The sequence below is a fragment of the Erwinia tasmaniensis Et1/99 genome, assembly GCF_000026185.1.
Taxonomy (GTDB): domain Bacteria; phylum Pseudomonadota; class Gammaproteobacteria; order Enterobacterales; family Enterobacteriaceae; genus Erwinia; species Erwinia tasmaniensis.
In genome coordinates, this window is record NC_010694.1 from 962,162 (window position 1) to 979,945 (window position 17,784).

The 17,784-nt window shown below is 58.7% G+C and carries 12 protein-coding genes and 2 pseudogenes; 11 read left to right on the plus strand and 3 right to left on the minus strand.

The window, feature by feature from the left end; all coding sequences use genetic code 11:
- Positions 1–242 precede the first annotated feature (242 nt).
- The 5 genes from hrpB (at position 243) to ETA_RS05415 (ending at position 10,787) form a co-directional block, all read left to right on the plus strand.
- On the plus strand, positions 243–2,681 hold the full coding sequence (gene hrpB, locus ETA_RS05395; RefSeq protein WP_042958688.1) for an ATP-dependent helicase HrpB: 2,439 nt from the start codon (positions 243–245) through the stop codon (positions 2,679–2,681).
- Between the two features lie 126 nt (positions 2,682–2,807).
- Positions 2,808–5,321 (plus strand): bifunctional glycosyl transferase/transpeptidase, encoded by a 2,514-nt coding sequence (gene mrcB, locus ETA_RS05400; protein ID WP_042958691.1) that lies wholly within the window; start codon positions 2,808–2,810, stop codon positions 5,319–5,321.
- A 162-nt stretch (positions 5,322–5,483) separates the two neighbouring features.
- Complete coding sequence (locus tag ETA_RS05405; protein ID WP_012440613.1) at positions 5,484–5,933, plus strand: DcrB-related protein; 450 nt, start codon at positions 5,484–5,486, stop codon at positions 5,931–5,933.
- A 12-nt stretch (positions 5,934–5,945) separates the two neighbouring features.
- On the plus strand, positions 5,946–10,253 hold the full coding sequence (locus tag ETA_RS05410; protein WP_012440614.1) for a DNA/RNA non-specific endonuclease: 4,308 nt from the start codon (positions 5,946–5,948) through the stop codon (positions 10,251–10,253).
- A 3-nt stretch (positions 10,254–10,256) separates the two neighbouring features.
- Positions 10,257–10,787: an SMI1/KNR4 family protein gene (locus tag ETA_RS05415; RefSeq protein WP_012440615.1), complete on the plus strand. Its 531-nt coding sequence runs from the start codon at positions 10,257–10,259 to the stop codon at positions 10,785–10,787.
- A 65-nt stretch (positions 10,788–10,852) separates the two neighbouring features.
- Here ETA_RS05415 and ETA_RS05420 read toward each other — a convergent pair whose 3' ends face one another.
- Positions 10,853–11,122 (minus strand): SymE family type I addiction module toxin, encoded by a 270-nt coding sequence (locus ETA_RS05420; protein WP_012440616.1) that lies wholly within the window; start codon positions 11,120–11,122, stop codon positions 10,853–10,855.
- A gap of 63 nt (positions 11,123–11,185) precedes the next feature.
- Between ETA_RS05420 and ETA_RS20545 the strand changes: the two are divergent.
- A pseudogene (locus ETA_RS20545) lies at positions 11,186–12,070 on the plus strand (RHS repeat-associated core domain-containing protein); the annotation flags it as partial.
- A gap of 9 nt (positions 12,071–12,079) precedes the next feature.
- Positions 12,080–12,475 (plus strand): Imm50 family immunity protein, encoded by a 396-nt coding sequence (locus ETA_RS05430; protein WP_012440618.1) that lies wholly within the window; start codon positions 12,080–12,082, stop codon positions 12,473–12,475.
- 61 nt (positions 12,476–12,536) lie between these two features.
- Here ETA_RS05430 and ETA_RS05435 read toward each other — a convergent pair whose 3' ends face one another.
- Entirely contained in the window at positions 12,537–12,806 is a 270-nt protein-coding gene (locus ETA_RS05435; protein ID WP_193345525.1) for a SymE family type I addiction module toxin, read from the minus strand.
- Between the two features lie 62 nt (positions 12,807–12,868).
- Here ETA_RS05435 and ETA_RS20680 point away from each other — a divergent pair.
- Positions 12,869–13,696: pseudogene (locus ETA_RS20680) on the plus strand (RHS repeat-associated core domain-containing protein); the annotation flags it as partial.
- Positions 13,696–14,181 (plus strand): YxiF family protein, encoded by a 486-nt coding sequence (locus ETA_RS05445; protein WP_012440621.1) that lies wholly within the window; start codon positions 13,696–13,698, stop codon positions 14,179–14,181. The pseudogene ETA_RS20680 and the gene ETA_RS05445, both read left to right, overlap by 1 nt.
- An 84-nt stretch (positions 14,182–14,265) precedes the next feature.
- On the opposite strand, the gene ETA_RS05450 is transcribed toward ETA_RS05445, so the two are convergent.
- Positions 14,266–14,466 (minus strand): SymE family type I addiction module toxin, encoded by a 201-nt coding sequence (locus ETA_RS05450; protein WP_049778744.1) that lies wholly within the window; start codon positions 14,464–14,466, stop codon positions 14,266–14,268.
- A 254-nt stretch (positions 14,467–14,720) separates the two neighbouring features.
- Between ETA_RS05450 and fhuA the strand changes: the two genes are divergently transcribed.
- Both fhuA and fhuC read left to right on the plus strand, forming a co-directional pair.
- A complete protein-coding gene (fhuA, locus tag ETA_RS05455) occupies positions 14,721–16,937 on the plus strand; it encodes a ferrichrome porin FhuA (protein ID WP_012440623.1) in 2,217 nt (738 codons plus the stop codon).
- Positions 16,938–16,985: 48 nt separating this feature from the next.
- Positions 16,986–17,780: a Fe3+-hydroxamate ABC transporter ATP-binding protein FhuC gene (gene fhuC / locus ETA_RS05460; RefSeq protein ID WP_012440624.1), complete on the plus strand. Its 795-nt coding sequence runs from the start codon at positions 16,986–16,988 to the stop codon at positions 17,778–17,780.
- Positions 17,781–17,784 lie beyond the last annotated feature (4 nt).

The following is a 17,784-nucleotide window of genomic DNA, read 5'->3' on the forward strand; positions in this document are numbered from 1 at the left end:
TCCTTATGATAGTGACCCTGCGGCGATTTCCGTAGAGGCAGCGCATCGGCCAGCACCGACCGCCCGGCTTCCGCCGGGAAGGTCTCTGCACGTCAGCAGAATGATGTTCTGCTGACATGCCTGCGGCAGTGTCAGACCCAAAAACAATCGTTTTACTTCACCCACCCGCACCTCCGGTAAATCAAACGCGCCAATGCTACAATGCGCAGCAGATTTAGACCATGTTGTTATGGAGTCAAAACGTGAGCTCATTACCGGTCAGCGCCGTATTACCCGAGCTGTTAACCGCGCTGCAATCTTCACCCCAAATTCTGCTGGCCGCCCCGACCGGGGCGGGTAAATCGACCTGGCTGCCATTACAGATCCTGCAACTGGCCGGGCTTACCGGGCGTATTCTGCTGCTGGAACCGCGCCGGCTGGCAGCGCGCAATGTTGCCCAGCGGCTGGCGGAACAGCTGGGCGAAGAACCGGGGGCGACCGTTGGCTACCGCATGCGCGGCGAAAGCCGTAGCGGAGCCAACACCCGGCTGGAGGTGGTGACGGAAGGGATACTGACGCGCATGCTGCAACAGGACCCGATGCTGGAAGGGGTGTCACTGGTTATCCTCGACGAGTTCCACGAGCGCAGCCTGCAGGGCGATCTGGCCCTGAGCCTGCTGCTCGACGTGCAGACCGCGCTGCGTGACGATCTGCGCGTGCTGATTATGTCGGCCACGCTGGACAATGCACGCTTAAGCGCATGGCTGCCGGATGCCCCGCTGATCGCCTCGGACGGACGCAGCTGGCCGGTGGAGCGGCGCTATCAGTCGTTAAATAGCAGCCTGAGGTTTGAGGAGGCGGTTGCCCGTCAGACCAGCCAGCTGCTGCGCGAAGAGCCGGGATCGCTGCTGCTGTTTCTGCCCGGCGTGGCGGAAATTCAGCGCGTGCAGACCCAGCTGGCTGGGCTTATCGCCAGCGATGTCGATCTCTGCCCGCTGTACGGCGCGCTCTCGCTGGCCGAGCAGCGGCGGGCGATCCTACCTTCCCCGGTGGGGCGGCGTAAAGTGGTGCTGGCGACCAACATCGCTGAAACCAGCCTGACCATTGAGGGTATTCGCCTGGTGGTGGACAGCACGCTGGAGCGCGGCGCGCTGTTTGACGTGCGCAGCGGACTCACCCGCCTGCAAACCCAGCGCATCAGCCAGGCCTCAATGACCCAGCGCGCCGGGCGCGCCGGGCGACTGGAGCCGGGTATTTGCCTGCATCTGCTGGCACAGGAACAGGCGGAGCGCGCGGCGGCGCAGGGTGAACCTGAAATCCTGAACAGCGACCTCTCCGCCCTGTGGCTGGATCTGTTGCAGTGGGGCTGCCGCGACGTCAGTCAGCTCAACTGGCTGGATGCACCGCCGCCCGCCGCTATTGCCGCCGCCCAACGGCTGCTGTTGCAGCTGGGGGCAACCGACGGTGAAGGCAGGCTCACCGGCAGCGGGCGCAAAATGGCGGCGCTCGGCAGCGAACCGCGCTATGCGGCCCTGCTGATTGCCGCCGGAGAGAATGCGGATGCGGTCGCCACGGCGGCCCAGCTGGTGGCAATGCTGGAGGAGCCGATGCGGGGATCGGTCGATCTGCGTGACGGTTTCCAGCGCCGATTGCCGCAGTGGCAGCGGCGCGCGCGCCAGCTCCAGCAGCGCCTGAAGATCAGCGGCGGCACAACGGATGAGGGAAGGCTGGCCGAGCTGTTGGCCGCTGCCTTTCCTGACCGCATCGCCCGGCGGCGCGGGGCAGAGGGTCGCTACCAGTTGGCTAACGGCAGCGGTGCTGCGCTCGATCGCGAAGATGGCCTGACACGCCATGAATGGCTGATTGCCCCCGCCCTGTTACAGGGTAATGCCCAGCCGGATGCGCGCATTCTGCAAGCGCTGCCGCTGGATATTGACCTGCTGATCCGTCAGTGCCCTGCGCTGGTACAGCAGCAGACTGAGGTGGAGTGGGACGAGGAAAAAGGCACGCTGCGCGCCTGGCGGCGTGAGCAGATTGGTCAGCTGGTACTGAGGTCGCAGCCGCTGGCAAAACCTGACGAAGACGAACTGCACGCGGCGATGCTGCGCTGGATCAGGCAGAAGGGATTATCGGTGCTCAACTGGACGCCGCAGGCGGAACAGCTGCGGCTGCGATTGCTGTGCGCCGCGCAGTGGCTGCCGGAAGGCGACTGGCCGGCTGCCGACGAGCGCGCGCTGCTGGCTTCGCTGGAACAGTGGCTGCTGCCGACAATGGGGGGCGTGCGTGATGCAAAAGGGCTGCGCCAGCTGGATATGGCCAACGCATTATTACAATTTCTCACATGGACCCAGCGTCAGCAGCTGGATAGTGCGCTGCCAACTCATTACACTGTGCCGACCGGAAGCCGGCTGCCGATCCGCTATTATCAGGATAAGCCTCCGGCGCTGGCGGTGCGCCTGCAGGAGATGTACGGCGAGGCGCAAAACCCCTGCATTGCACAGGGGCGCGTCGCGCTGGTGCTGGAGCTGTTATCTCCGGCGCAGCGGCCGCTGCAAATCACCCGCGATCTGGCCGGATTCTGGGCCGGTGCCTGGCGTGAAGTACAGAAAGAGATGAAAGGGCGCTATCCTAAACATCTGTGGCCTGATGATCCGGCCAATGCCTTACCGACACGGCGGGTGAAAAAGTTTTCCACGCCGTAATTTTTGTGCCCGGCTGACGGATTTCGCGCAGCGACCGGATGATTCAGAAGGTTCTGGTTCCGCAAAGGCCGTTGTGAGAAGAGAGTAGTCGGCCCGGCCGATGCCTGCCCTGGAGAAATGAAACACATGTCTGACGATCGCGAACCTATCGGGCGCAAAGGAAAGCAGCCGCAGCCACCGCGTAACAAAGCGGGGCGAGGTCGCCGCAGGGAACCGCAGTATGATGATTATGACGATCAGGACCATGACCTGGATGACGAGGAGATAACCCCGGTGCCACGTAAAGCCAAAGCACGCCCGGCGCGTAAAAAAAGAGGCTGGTTAGGCCTGTTCATTAAGCTTTTCCTGGTTTTCGTTGTGGCGATGGCCGCCTATGGCTTCTGGCTGGACAGCCAGATCCGCAGCCGTATCGACGGTAAGGTCTGGCAGCTTCCGGCCACGGTATATGGGCGCATGGTCAGTCTTGAGCCGGGCATGTCATATAACAAAAAAGAGATGATCGCGCTGCTGGAGGGCACGCAGTATCGTCAGGTGACGCGCATGACGCGCCCCGGAGAGTTTACCGTACAGGCCAACAGCATTGAGATGATCCGCCGTCCGTTCGATTTCCCCGACAGCAAAGAGGGGCAAATACGCGCACGTATGAGTTTCAGCAACGATCGCCTGAGCGAGATCAAAAACCTCGAAAGCGGTCGTGATTTTGGCTTCTTCCGCCTCGATCCGCGTCTGATCACCATGCTGCAATCGCCGAACGGCGAGCAGCGCCTGTTTGTGCCGCGCGCCGGGTTCCCGGACCTGCTGGTGGACACGCTGGTGGCAACCGAAGACCGCCACTTCTATCAGCATGACGGTATCAGCTTCTATTCGATTGGCCGCGCCTTCCTCGCCAATATCACCGCCGGACGCGCCGTGCAGGGGGGAAGCACCCTGACCCAGCAGCTGGTGAAAAACCTGTTCCTGACCAACGAACGCTCGCTGTGGCGTAAGGCCAATGAAGCCTATATGGCGCTGATCATGGATGCGCGCTACGGCAAAGATCGCATACTCGAACTGTATCTGAACGAGGTGTATCTCGGCCAGGCGGGCAGCGATCAGATCCGTGGCTTCCCGCTGGCCAGCCTGTACTACTTTGGCCGTCCGGTAGATGAACTAAGCCTTGACCAGCAGGCGCTGCTGGTGGGCATGGTGAAAGGGGCATCGCTTTACAATCCGTGGCGTAACCCAAAACTGGCGCTGGAACGCCGCAACCTGGTGCTGCGCCTGCTGCAACAGCAGAAGGTGATCGACGAGGAGCTGTACGCAATGCTGAGCGCGCGTCCGCTGGGCGTGCAGCCGAAAGGCGGCGTGATCACCCCGCAGCCCGCCTTTATGCAGATGGTGCGTAACGAACTACAGGCCAGCCTCGGCGATAAAGTGAAGGATCTCTCCGGGGTGAAAATCTTCACCACCCTCGATCCGGTATCGCAGGATGCCGCCGAAAAATCGGTGGAAGAGGGCATTCCGGCGCTGCGTAAACAGCGTGGCCTGAACGATCTGGAAACCGCGATGGTGGTGGTCGATCGCTTCAGCGGCGAAGTGCGCGCGATGGTTGGCGGTGCCGATCCGCAGTTTGCGGGCTATAACCGTGCGCTACAGGCGCGCCGTTCAATCGGTTCACTGGCAAAACCGGCTACCTACCTCACCGCCCTGAGCCAGCCGGACGTTTATCGTCTCAACAGCTGGATCGCCGATAATCCGCTGGCGCTGAAACAGCCGAATGGCCAGATTTGGCGACCGCAGAATGATGACCGCCGCTTCAGCGGCCAGGTGATGCTGGTGGATGCGCTGACCAACTCGATGAACGTGCCGACGGTCAACCTCGGGATGACGCTGGGGCTGCCGCAGGTGGTGGATACCTGGACCCGGCTCGGCGCGCCGAAAGATCAGCTACAGCCGGTTCCGGCGATGCTGTTGGGGGCGCTGAACCTGACCCCGATTGAGGTGGCCCAGGCCTTCCAGACCATTGCCAGCGGCGGCAGCCGTGCGCCGCTGTCGGCACTGCGATCGGTGATTGCCGAAGATGGCAGCGTACTGTATCAAAGCTTCCCGCAGGCCGAACGCGCGGTGCCGGCCCAGGCGGCGTATCTGACGCTGTACAGCATGCAGCAGGTGGTTGACCACGGTACGGCGCGGTCGCTAGGGGCGAAATACCCTAAAGCCACGCTGGCGGGGAAAACCGGTACCACCAACAACCTGGTGGACAGCTGGTTTGCCGGTATTGACGGCAAAGAAGTGGCGATCACCTGGATTGGCCGCGACAACAACCAGCCGACCAAACTGTACGGCGGCACCGGGGCGATGCAGATTTATCGTCGTTACCTGGAAAACCAGGCTCCGCTGCCGTTGATGCTGAATCCACCGGAAGATATCGCGCCGATGAACGTCGACTCTGCCGGTAATTTCGTCTGCGACAGCGCCAGCAGCAGCTGGCGTCGTCTGCCGGTGTGGACCACGGACGCCAGTGCGCTCTGTCAGCAACAGCAGCAGCAGGTTCAGCAACAGCAACATATGTTGCAGCAGGATCAGCCATCGCAGCAGCAGGATCAGCAAAAAGACGCTAACGGGGTTGCTGGCTGGATAAAGGATATGTTTGGCCAGTAACGGCAGGCGTAGCGCAGATAAAAAGCCGGGTAACCGGCTTTTTATCTGTTTTTTCAGGGGTTCCTCTTTGTACAAGCTGCTGTTCACATAAGCGGTGAAAGGATTTAATTTCCCTTTTCCTTATGCGATGCTTAAGCCCCGTTTATCAAAAGGACTCAGGTCATGCCCGACGACTCCCGCTGTACCTTTACGGAAGGCAGCGTCACGCTGCCGGAAGGCTACAGCGACCGTACCGTTAACGTGCTGCTGGCCGGTGACGATGCGTCTCCCTCTCTGAATATCTCGCGCGATACGCTCCGGCCCGACGAAACGCCGGCGGACTACATTACCCGCCAGCTCGAAACGCTGTCCGGCAGCCTGAAGGGCTGGGTGCTGAAGGGGCGCGAGGCGGCGCAACTCGGTGAAGAACGGCTGCCCGGCGAGTGCGTGTCTGCCAGCTATCTGCGCGACGGCCGGCGTATCTGGCAGCGCCAGGCGGTGTTTACGCCGGGCGAAGGGCGCGTGCTGGTGTTTACCCTGGCGCAGCCGCATAAGCTTTCATCACGGGATGACGCCCTGCTGCAACGGGTGCTGGCAAGCTATCGCGCACCCATGGAAACCGGTCAGGAATAAAAGGAACTTATTATGAGTGAAGCCGCACGCGTCGGCGACGCCATCGGCCATTCCGCCGCGCTGGCCGGGATTATTAGCGGTACGCTGGTCGGCGGGCTGATTGCCGCCGCGGGGTCCGTGGCCGCCGGCGCGCTGTTCGTCGCCGGGCTGGCCTCGTCCTGTCTTGGTATCGGCGTGCTGCTGATTGGCGCGAGCCTGGCGCTGGGGTATCTCGCCGGGGAGGCGGGCACGGCGGCGCGCGACGGCATTGCCGCGGCCGGGGCGGGCAGCGTGTCGGCCTCGGGGCAGATACTGACCGGCTCGCCGGACGTGTTTATCAACGGCAAGCCGGCGGCCATCGCCACGGTCAGCCAGGCGGGCTGCGATAAGGACGGGCCGTCGATGCAGATGGCCCAGGGCTCCGACCGGGTGTTTATCAACGGCCGGCCCGCCGCGCGCGTCGGCGATAAAACCAACTGTGACGCCACGGTGATGGCCGGCTCGCCCAGCGTGCGCATCGGCGGCGGCACCGTCACCACGCTGGCGATAAAGCCCGAGGTGCCGGAGTGGGCCTACAAGGCCTCCGACCTGACGCTGCTGCTGACCGGGCTGCTCGGCGGCGCGGGCGGCGCGCTCAGCAAGGTGGGTAAGGTGGGCAAACTGCTGGGCAGGCTGCCCGGCATCAACAGGCTGGGGCAGATTGCCTGCCGCTTTGGCACGCTGATGACCGCCGGCGCGGCGGCGGGCATTATCGCCCGCCCGGTGGATATCATCAGCGGGCAGAAGTTTCTCTCCGGCGACGACGAGCTGGACTTCGTGCTGCCGTCGCGCCTGCCGGTCGAATGGCAGCGCTACTGGCGCAGCGGCAACCCGGCAGAGGGCGTGCTGGGGCGCGGCTGGAGCCTGTTCTGGGAAAGCAGCCTGCAGCGTCACGGCGACGGGCTGGCGTGGCGCGCGCCGTCCGGCGACCTCGTCTCATTCCCGATGGTGCCGTGCGGCCATAAAACCTACTGCGAGGCGGAAAAGTGCTGGCTGATGCACAACGCCGACGGCAGCTGGCGGCTGTACGACGTCGGCGAACAGTCCTGGCACTATCCGCCGCTGGACGGGGAGCATCCCGCCCGGCTGAACATGCTGACGGACGCCGCCGGCAACGCCACCTCGCTGTTTTATGACGAGCAGGGACGGCTGGGCGAACTGGTGGACGGCGCGGGCCAGCGCCTGGGCTGCCGCTATCTGACCACCGCGGCCGGGCGGTCACGCCTGAGCGCGGTGCTGCTGCACACCCCGGACGGGGAGCGCACGCTGGTCAGCTACGCGTATGACGACGAAGGGCAGCTTGTCACCGTGCGCAACCGCGCGGGCGAGGTCACGCGCCGCTTCACCTGGCGCGACGGGCTGATGGCCAGCCACCAGGACGCCAACGGGCTGCTGAACGAATATCAGTGGCGGGAAATTGACGGCCTGCCGCGCGTCACCGCCTGGCGACACAGCGCCGGGGAAGAGCTGGCGCTGCACTACGACTTTAACGGCGGCACGCGCCGGGCGGTGCGCGACGACGGCATGCAGGCCAGCTGGCAGCTGGACGACGACGACAGCGTGGCGCAGTTCACCGACTTCGACGGCAGCCGGCTGGCGTTCGTCTACGCGCGCGGCGAGCTGTGCGGCGTGCTGCTGCCGGGCGGCGGCCAGCGCCGGAGCGAGTGGGACCGCTACGGGCGGCTGCTGAGCGAGACCGACCCGACCGGGCGCAAAACCCTTTACCAGTACGACCGTAACGGCGACCGCCTGGTCTGCGTCACCCACCCGGACGGCGGCCGCGAGTATCAGCAGTGGGATGACCGGGGCCGCCTGGTTAAACAGACCGACGCGGCGGAAAACAGCACGCTTTATCACTATCCGGATGAAGAAGAGAGCCTGCCGACGCGCATCACCGACGCCCTCGGCGGCGTGGCCCGGCCTGAGTGGAACGGCCGGGGGCTGCTGACGCGCTATACCGACTGCTCCGGCAGCGTCACCGCGTACGGCTATGACGTTTTTGGCCAGCTCACCGACCGCACCGATGCGGAAGGCAACGTGACCCGGTATCTCTGGGACGCCGCCGGGCGTCTGCAAACCCTGCGCCACGCGGACGGCAGCGAGGAGCACTTCGCCTGGAACGAACGCGGGCAGCTGGCGCGCCATCAGGACCCGCTCGGCGGCGAGACGCGCTGGCGCTACAACCTGCTGGGCCAGCCGCTCAGCGTCACCGACCGCATCGACCGCACGCGCAGCTGGCACTACAGCCCGCGCGGCTGGCTGACGCGGCTGGAGAACGGCAACGGCGGCGAGTACCGGTTCAGCTACGACGCCGCCGGGCGCCTGACCGGCGAACGCCGCCCGGACAACACCGACCGCCTGTACCGCTACGGCCCGGACGGCCAGCTTGCCGAACGCCGGGAAACCAGCCCGCAGGACGGCCTTACGCCGCCGCCTCACCGCCTGCACCGCTTCCGCTATGACGAGGCGGGGCGGCTGGAATGGCGCGGCAACGACAGCGCCGAATGGCGGTATCACTACGACGCGGCGGGCAGGCTGAACGCGCTGGCGCGTACGCCGACCGCCGCCGGGGCGGCGCTGGGGATTGAGGCGGACCGCGTTGAGCTGAAGTACGACGGGGCGGGCAACCTGCCGTGCGAGCGCGGCGTGAACGGCGAGCTGGGCTACCGGTGGGACGCGCTGGCCAACCTGCAGGCATTGACGCTGCCGCAGGGCGACGGCCTGCAGTGGCTGCACTACGGCTCCGGCCACGTCAGCGCGGTGAAATTTAACCGGCAGCTGGTCAGCGAATTTACCCGCGACCGCCTGCACCGCGAAACCGGGCGCAGCCAGGGCGCGCTGCACCAGCAGCGCCGCTACGACGCGCTGGGCAGGCGCAGCTGGCAGAGCAGCGCCTTCAGTGACGGCAGGATAACCCGGCCGGAAGAGGGCATCCTGTGGCGGGCGTTCCGCTATACCGGGCGTGGCGAGCTGGCGGGCGTCAGCGACGCGCTGCGCGGCGAGGTGCACTACGGCTACGACGCCGAAGGCCGCCTGTTGCAGCACCGCGAGCTGAAGTCCGGCAGGGTGGGGGGCAGGCTGCTGTATGACGCCGCCGACAACCTGCTGGGCGAGCAGGCCCCGCACGACGACCCGGAACAGCACCCGCCGCCGCGGCCGCTGGGCGACAACCGCCTGGCGCACTGGCGGCGGCTGTTCTACCGCTACGACGCCTGGGGCAACCTGGTCAGCCGCCGCCACGGCGTCAGCGAGCAACATTACACCTATGACGCCGACAACCGCCTGATACGGGCCCGCGGCGTCGGCCCGCAGGGGGAGTTCAGCGCGCGGTATCACTACGACGCGCTGGGCAGGCGCACCCGCAAGGAGGTGACGTACGCAGGAAAATCCGCGCAGACCACGCGCTTCCTGTGGCAGGGCTACCGCTTATTGCAGGAGCAGCGCGCCAACGGCACGCGCCGCACCTGGAGCTACGACCCGGAAAGCCCGTGGACGCCGCTGGCGGCCATCGAGCAGGCGGGAGAGGGGCCGGAGGCGGACATTTACTGGCTGAACAGCGACCTGAACGGCGCACCGCTGGAGGTCACTGACGCCGAGGGTAATCTGCGCTGGTCGGGACAGTACGACACCTTCGGCAGGCTGCTGGGCCAGACGGTGGCGGGTTCAGCACAACGCACGGGGCCGGTGTACGACCAGCCGCTGCGTTATGCGGGGCAGTACCAGGACAACGAGAGCGGACTGCACTATAATCTGTTCCGCTACTACGAGCCTGAGGTGGGCAGGTTTACCACCCAGGACCCTGTGGGGCTGGCGGGGGGGCTGAACCTGTATGCTTATGCGCCGAATCCGTATGGTTGGGTTGATCCGCTTGGTTTAACGAAATGTGGTGTTCATTATGGAGAGTTAGATCATCTTGGGCGGCCAACTGGAGTTAGAGCTCGATTAAATGCAAGTAACATAAATACGGGTTCACATGCTAATCCTGCTATTCAACCGCCTGGATTTATTACCGGTGCTGGTTCAAACCGTGCTCGTGGGCATCTTTTAGGACGGCAGTTAGGCGGATCAGGTGATGATGTGCGAAACCTCGTTACTATTCAGCATCGCCCAGTAAATACACCTGATATGAGTAGTGTTGAGGGGCGTGTAAGGAAGGCATTGGAACGAGGTGAAACTGTTGATATGTCGGTAACACCAATATATAAAGGGCCTTCTCGAATTCCGGCTGGTATAACGATACACGCCGAAGGTAATCGTGGGTTTTTTGAAAGCCTAACTCTTCTCAATCCTCCAGGAATGTGAACTATGTCTATAGAAAGTTTGAGAAATATTTTAATTCCTCCTAACTCTCCTAACGAAACGGGAGCTGGGGAGAGCTGGCCATTTGTCGATGAAAATGTTACGTTTCCAATGGATTACGTTGAATTTATTAATATTTATGGTACAGGAAGGATTGCTGATTTTATTGCTCTTTTAAATCCTTTCACGAAAAACTTTGATCTCAATTTCTTCGAGCAGAAAAAACTAATAATTGAGGATTTTAATTATTTGATTGATGAAGACCCTAGTTATTACAAGTACAACTTATATCCTAAGCTTAATGGTCTTTTACCTGTGGGCATAACGGATAATGGTGATTATATATTCTGGGTGGTAACTGATTTAAAAGATAGTAACTTATGGAAAACTGCAATCATCGCTTCCAGATCACCAGATGTAGAGTATTTTGATGAAAGTATCACTTCTTTATTGTCTGGAATACTTTTAAAAAAAATAAAGCCAGATTCTTTGCCTGATAATTTCCCCCCTAATCAAATTATATTTGATGGAATTTAATTTATTAATGATAAAGCCGGAAGTGATCCCACAGATCCTTCCGGCTTTTTACCTTCAGCCGCCCTTCACGCCAGCATCTCTATCATCCGCTTTTTAGCCTGCTCCAGCTCCTGCTGCTGCGCCTTCAGCTGCTGCTCCATTGCCCGCAGTCGCCTCTCTTCGCGGCTGTCGGGGATCAGCAGCAGACAGCCGTCCAGCACCGCCAGGCTTACGCCGGTTCCCACGGAAAAACCCGCCTCCGCCAGCCACTTGCCCGCAATACTGACCTGTGGCGTGTCGCGTTCGCCGCCTTTCGGGCGGTAGCCGACGGTAACGCGCCGCTGCATTTTGGACATTCCCCCCCGTTCTCACAGGGTTAATCACTCTGATGAGTATTTATGACGAGGGGGGGCTGAACCCGCCGCTGCCGTAAAGAGGTCACTTACGCGGATAAAGCGCCGCAGACCACGCGCTTCCTGTGGCAGGGCTACCGCTTATTGCAAGAGCAGCGCGCGAACGGCACGCGGCGGACCTGGAGCTACGACCCGGAAAGCCCGTGGACGCCGCTGGCGGCCATCGAACAGGCGGGAGAGGGGCCGGAGGCGGACATTTACTGGCTGAACAGCGACCTGAACGGCGCGCCGCTGGAGGTGACCGACGCGGAGGGTAATCTGCGCTGGTCGGGACAGTACGATACTTTTGGCAAGCTGCTGGGCCAGACGGTGGCGGGCTCGGCACAGCGCACGGGGCCGGTGTACGACCAGCCGCTGCGCTACGCCGGGCAGTACCAGGACAACGAGAGCGGACTGCACTATAATCTGTTCCGCTACTACGAGCCGGAGGTGGGCAGGTTTACCACCCAGGACCCGGTTGGGCTGGCGGGTGGGATGAACCTGTATGCGTATGCGCCGAATCCGCTTAGCTGGATCGATCCGTTGGGGCTGGCGAAGTGTTCGGCTGATGCGAGTAATGGAAAATATTCATCTAGAAATACAGCGCTTCGGGCTGCAAAAAGAGATGCTGGCATACCAATGACTCAGGCACCTACAAAAGTTGAAATGGTTAACTTAACCGATAGAAATGGCAAGCATATTCTTGGTGAAGATCATCTTCCATTAAAAACAAGAGAATATACTTTCACTAGGCCAAATAAAGAAAGTGTTGTAATCCAAGATCATTGGCCTGGCCATATTTATGGCCCGCAAGGGACTCCGGGTAATCAGGGGCCACATATCAACATAAGACCAATAAGTGATACCCGCAACGGTAAGGTTGTTGGAACGTTGGAACACTACCCATTTTAGGATTAAATTATGTCTCACTGGTTTGAACTGCTGGTTAATTCTCAAGCTATAAAATCCATCTATGGGGATGAGACTCCTTCCTTGAAAGGTGTTGATGTACATAGTTTACTTCTTCACCGTGATGGGCCTAAGCTGTCAATTAAATTGAATCTGAATGAGTATCCATCGCTACCGCCTAAAAAATGGAACGTTCAGAAATTTAATACAGTACAGATTGTCCTTTCTTTTTTGGATTTGAAATCTGTAAAAATATCAGGGTGGGTTGATACAATATATTCTGTCGATATAAATATCAATATTGAAAATGGTCTGGTTATTTTAAATATTGATGATAAAGATTTGAAATTAACAGCTGAAGCAAGTTTTTTAGATTTAGAAGCTATTACTGCTTATTCTAAGATTTAAATAAATTTAAGCCGGAAGCGATCCCACAGATCCTTCCGGCTTTTTTACCTTCAGCCGCCCTTCATGCCAGCATGGCGATCATCCGCTGCTTAGTCTGCTCCAGCTCCTGCTGCTGTGCCTTCAGCTGCTGCTCCATTGCCCGGAGCCGCATCTCTTCGCGGCTGTCGGGGATCGGCAGCAGACAGCCGTCCAGCACCGCCAGGCTTACGCCGGTTCCAACCGCAAAACCCGCCTCCGCCAGCCACTTGCCCGTGATGCTCACCTGTGGCGTGTCGCGTTCGCCGCCTTTCGGGCGGTAGCCGACGGTAACGCGCCGCTGCATTTTGGACATTCCCCGTTCTGGCATGACTAATCACTTTTATGAGTATTTAGGGTAGGTGGTGCTGAACCCACCGCAGCCGTAAAGAGGTGACGTACGCGGATAAAGCGCCGCAGACCACGCGCTTCCTGTGGCAGGGCTACCGGCTGCTGCAGGAGCAGCGCGCCAACGGCACGCGGCGGACCTGGAGCTATGACCCGGAAAGCCCGTGGACGCCGCTGGCGGCCATTGAACAGGCGGGAGAGGGGCCGGAGGCGGACATTTACTGGCTGAACAGCGACCTGAACGGCGCGCCGCTGGAGGTGACCGACGCGGAGGGTAATCTGCGCTGGTCGGGACAGTACGACACCTTCGGCAGGCTGCTGGGCCAGACGGTGGCGGGTTCAGCACAGCGCACGGGGCCGGTGTACGAGCAGCCGCTGCGCTACGCGGGGCAGTACCAGGACAACGAGAACGGACTGCACTATAATCTGTTCCGTTACTACGAGCCGGAGGTTGGCAGGTTTACCACCCAGGATCCGGTGGGGCTGGCGGGTGGGCTGAATCTGTATGCGTATGCGCCGAATCCGTATGGTTGGATCGATCCGTTAGGCTTAACAACCCAAAATGCTGAATTCAGGGCTGCGAAACAAGGTGCTGGAATCCCTAAATCCACTCAGTTTAATACTCATGCGTATGTTTATGATAATAAGTTTGAAAATAGAACAGTGTATGAATTTAATGTTGATGGTAAGAAGAAGTATATAATAAAACATGAGGATGATAAATTCGGAAGAGGTCCTCATTTTCATGGTGCTGATGACTTAAAAGAAAACCCAATGAAGCCTGGCAAATACAATCAGTATCCTGGTCATTACCCGGAAGATGAAAAAGGGTTTTCTAAGAAAAGGAAGAAGTGCTAATGAAAGAGCGTGCTGATAAAATAAATGAGCTTAAATATAAATTGCAACAAAAGAAAATACTGGAAGTTTTTTTTGAGGGTGATTCTACTAAGGATGTTGTTTTTCTTAATGAATCTGAATGCAAAGAAATAGTTAAAAAAGCATTTAAATTGGCTTATGATCATGTAATTAAAGAAGAGATGGTAACTGACTGTCAACATGAGGCTGTATTTGATAATTATATTTCAAAGGAATATAAAAAGCTCTTCAATATGCATTTTGACGAAATAAAAAAAGACACGGTAAATGTTTTTTTCTGGACAAGTAATATTTATTGTGCGGAAGTAAATGGAGAGGTATTGCTTAAAAATCTTGATAAAATAATATCAGAGACTGGTTGTAGTGATTTGGTAATTATTAATGCAGGTTTGACCTTTGGTCTATGTTTGCTGTTTGATGAACATAGCCTAAGTATAGCTTATTGGAATAATGTAAATATACGTTAATCGCTATTTTAGATAGAAAAAAGCCTAAATTAAAGCTGGAAGCGATCCCCAAGATCCTTCCGGCCTTTTACCTTCAGCCGCCCTTCACGCCAGCATGGCGATCATCCGCTGCTTAGCCTGCTCCAGCTCCTGCTGCTGCGCCTTCAGCTGCTGCTCCATTGCCCGCAGCCGCCTCTCTTCGCGGCTGTCGGGGATCGGCAGCAGACAGCCGTCCAGCACCGCCAGGCTTACGCCGGTTCCCACGGAAAATCCCGCCTCCGCCAGCCACTTGCCCGTGATGCTTATCCGTGGCGTGTCGCGTTCGCCGCCCTTCGGGCGGTAGCCGACGGTAACGCGCCGCTGCTTTTCTTACCGTTGCCTGCAATGGCCCAAAATGGGGCAGAATCGCGCTTAATTTTGTTAGCACCGATCTGTCAGAGAGGCTCGACGGCCAGGGCTTTTTTCTTGCAGAGCGCGCTTCGTTTCGCATATTATCCTGCGTTATAAGAATAATTATCGTTTCGTTTCCCATTCAACAATTCTTTTACCAGAGAAAGATCATGTCCATTATGCGCACAATATCTCCCGGAAACTCATCGATTCACCCCGTCAGAGGCAGGTTATCGTTTCTGATTGCTCTCTCCCTGGGCTGTGGATCTGCTGCCGCCGCCGAGCAAACTATGACCGTTAATGCTACCGCCAGCAGCGAGTCTGCGGAAAGTGCATGGGGCCCTTCAGCCACCATCGCGGCTAAACGCAGCGCTACCGGCACCAAAACCGATACGCCGATTGAAAAAAATCCGCAGTCGGTTTCGGTGGTGACGCGTCAGGAGATGGATATTCATCAGCCCGCCTCGGTTAAAGAGGCGCTGGGCTATACGCCAGGGGTGATGGTGGGTAACCGCGGGGCATCTAACGTCATTGACGCACTGTCGATCCGTGGCTTCAGCGAAACTAATACCAACCAGTATCTGAATGGCCTGAAATTGCAGGCTGATAACTATTCTGAGTTCGCCATCGACCCTTATTTCCTCGAGCGTGCAGAGCTGCTGCGCGGCCCGGTATCGGTGCTGTATGGAAAGAGTAATCCGGGCGGCGTGCTGGCAATGGTCAGCAAGCGGCCAACGGCTGAAACTCTGCGTGAAGTGCAGTTTAAAATGGGAACTGACAATCTGTTTTCCACCGGGTTTGATTTCGGCGGTGCGCTGGATGATAGCGGCGAGTTCTCTTACCGTCTGACGGGGCTGGCACGCAGCGCGGATGCCCAGCAGCAGATGAATAAAGAGAAGCGCTACACCATCGCCCCTTCCTTTAGCTGGCAGCCGAATGAAAAAACCAACTTCACTTTCCTGAGCTATTTCCAGAATGAGCCAGAGACCGGCTACTACGGCTGGCTACCGCGTGAGGGAACCGTGGTGCCAATCATCGATGCTAACGGTAATCAGCACAAGCTACCGACTGATTTTGATGAAGGTGAAGCCAGCAATAAAATCTCGCGGAACACCAAAATGGTGGGTTACAGCGTTGATCACGCCTTTAACGATAGCTGGACGGTGCGCCAGAATCTGCGTTACTCCGAGATGCGGACAAACTATCTCAGTATTTATGGCAACGGGCTTAACACCGCAGATAACACCATTAATCGTGGCTATGCGCATTCTCAGGAGCAGCTGAATCAGTTTGCCGTCGATACCCAGGCCCAGGCTAAATTTGCTACCGGTGAGTTAGATCACACCTTACTGGCGGGAGTGGATTATCAGCGTTCGCGTAACGATATTGACGCAATTTTCGGTACAGCGACCGCGCTAAGTGCACTGGATCCACAATACGGCAACGATCGGCCTACTGCGTTATACAGTCCTTACCAGTACCTGAATAAGCAGCAGCAGACGGGCCTGTATGCTCAGGATCAGATGGAATGGGACCGCTGGGTACTGACGCTGGGTGGCCGTTATGACTATCTTATGATGTCAGCGTTTGACCGTAACGGCAGTGAGAAAAAGACCCATGATCAGGCTTTCACCTGGCGCGGTGGCCTGAACTATGTGTTTGATAACGGCATCGCCCCGTACTTCAGCTACAGCGAATCCTTTATCCCTAATACCGGAACCACCCTTACCGGTGATACCTTCCAGCCATCGCGCGCGAAGCAGTACGAAGCGGGCGTGAAATTTGTGCCGAAAGATCGACCGATTGTTATCACCGGGGCGGTTTATCAGCTGACCAAAAACAATAACCTGATGGGCGATCCGACCGCGCCGTTGTTCAGCGTGCAGGGCGGCGAAATTCGCTCCCGTGGCTTTGAATTCGAAGCTAAAGCCGCAGTCAATGCTAACGTCAATTTAACCGCGTCTTACAGCTATACCGCTGCGAAATATACCGAGGATAACTATCTGCGCGGTAAAACGCCGGTGCAGGTGCCGAAGCATATGGCATCGCTGTGGGGGGATTACACCTTTAATCAGACGGCGCTGTCTGGCCTGACGCTGGGTACCGGGTTACGCTATGTCGGCGCAAGTAAAGGGCTGTACCGTCCAAATTCTGGTGACATTAATAATGGTGATAATCAGAATCAAAACTTTGACGTTGCCGGATATACCCTGGTCGATGCGGCGGTGAAATACGATCTGGCCCGTTTTGGCTTGCCGGGTTCTTCCATCGGCGTTAACGTGAATAATCTGTTTGATCGTGAATATGTCGCCAGCTGCTATCGTGAACACGCCTGCTACTGGGGTGCCGAGCGCCAAATCGTCGGTACGGCGACCTTCCGTTTCTAACTCTCAAACCGGGCGCGGTTCGCCGTGCCCGCCTGGCAGAAGAAAACCATGTATCAACCGCACGCAACCGAAACCTCCTTTATTCTGGATAACGTCAGTTTTAGCGTTCCGGGCAGAACCCTGCTACAGCCGCTGTCGCTGGCCTTTCCCGCCGGAAAAGTCTGTGGCCTGATCGGCCATAACGGCTCCGGTAAATCGACCCTGCTGAAAATGCTTGGCCGCCACCATGCCGCCACGGCGGGGCAGGTGTTGCTTAACCAGCAGCCGCTGGCCGGCTGGCACAGCAAGGCGTTTGCCCGTGAAGTGGCCTATCTGCCGCAGCAGCTGCCCGCCGCCGAGGGGATGACGGTGCGCGAGCTGGTGGCGATTGGCCGCTATCCCTGGCACGGTGCGCTTGGCCGCTATGGCGCTGAAGATCGTCAGCGGGTTGATGAGGCTATCGCGCTGGTCGGCTTGAAACCTTTCGCGCAGCGGCTGGTGGACAGCCTGTCCGGCGGTGAGCGTCAGCGCGCCTGGATCGCCATGCTGGTGGCGCAAAACAGCCGCTGCCTGCTGCTGGATGAACCAACCTCGGCACTGGATATTGCTCACCAGGTTGAGGTGCTGGCGCTGATCCAGCGTCTGAGTCACGAACGCGGCCTGACGGTGATTGCCGTGCTGCACGATATTAATATGGCCGCACGCTATTGCGATCGCCTTGTCGCGCTGCGCGCCGGGGAAGTGATTGCCCAAGGCGATGCCGCAGAAATTATGCAGGCAACGGTGCTGGAACAGATTTATGGCATCCCGATGGGGATTTTACCGCACCCGCAGGGCGGTGCTCCGGTCAGTTTTGTTTACTAAAGGT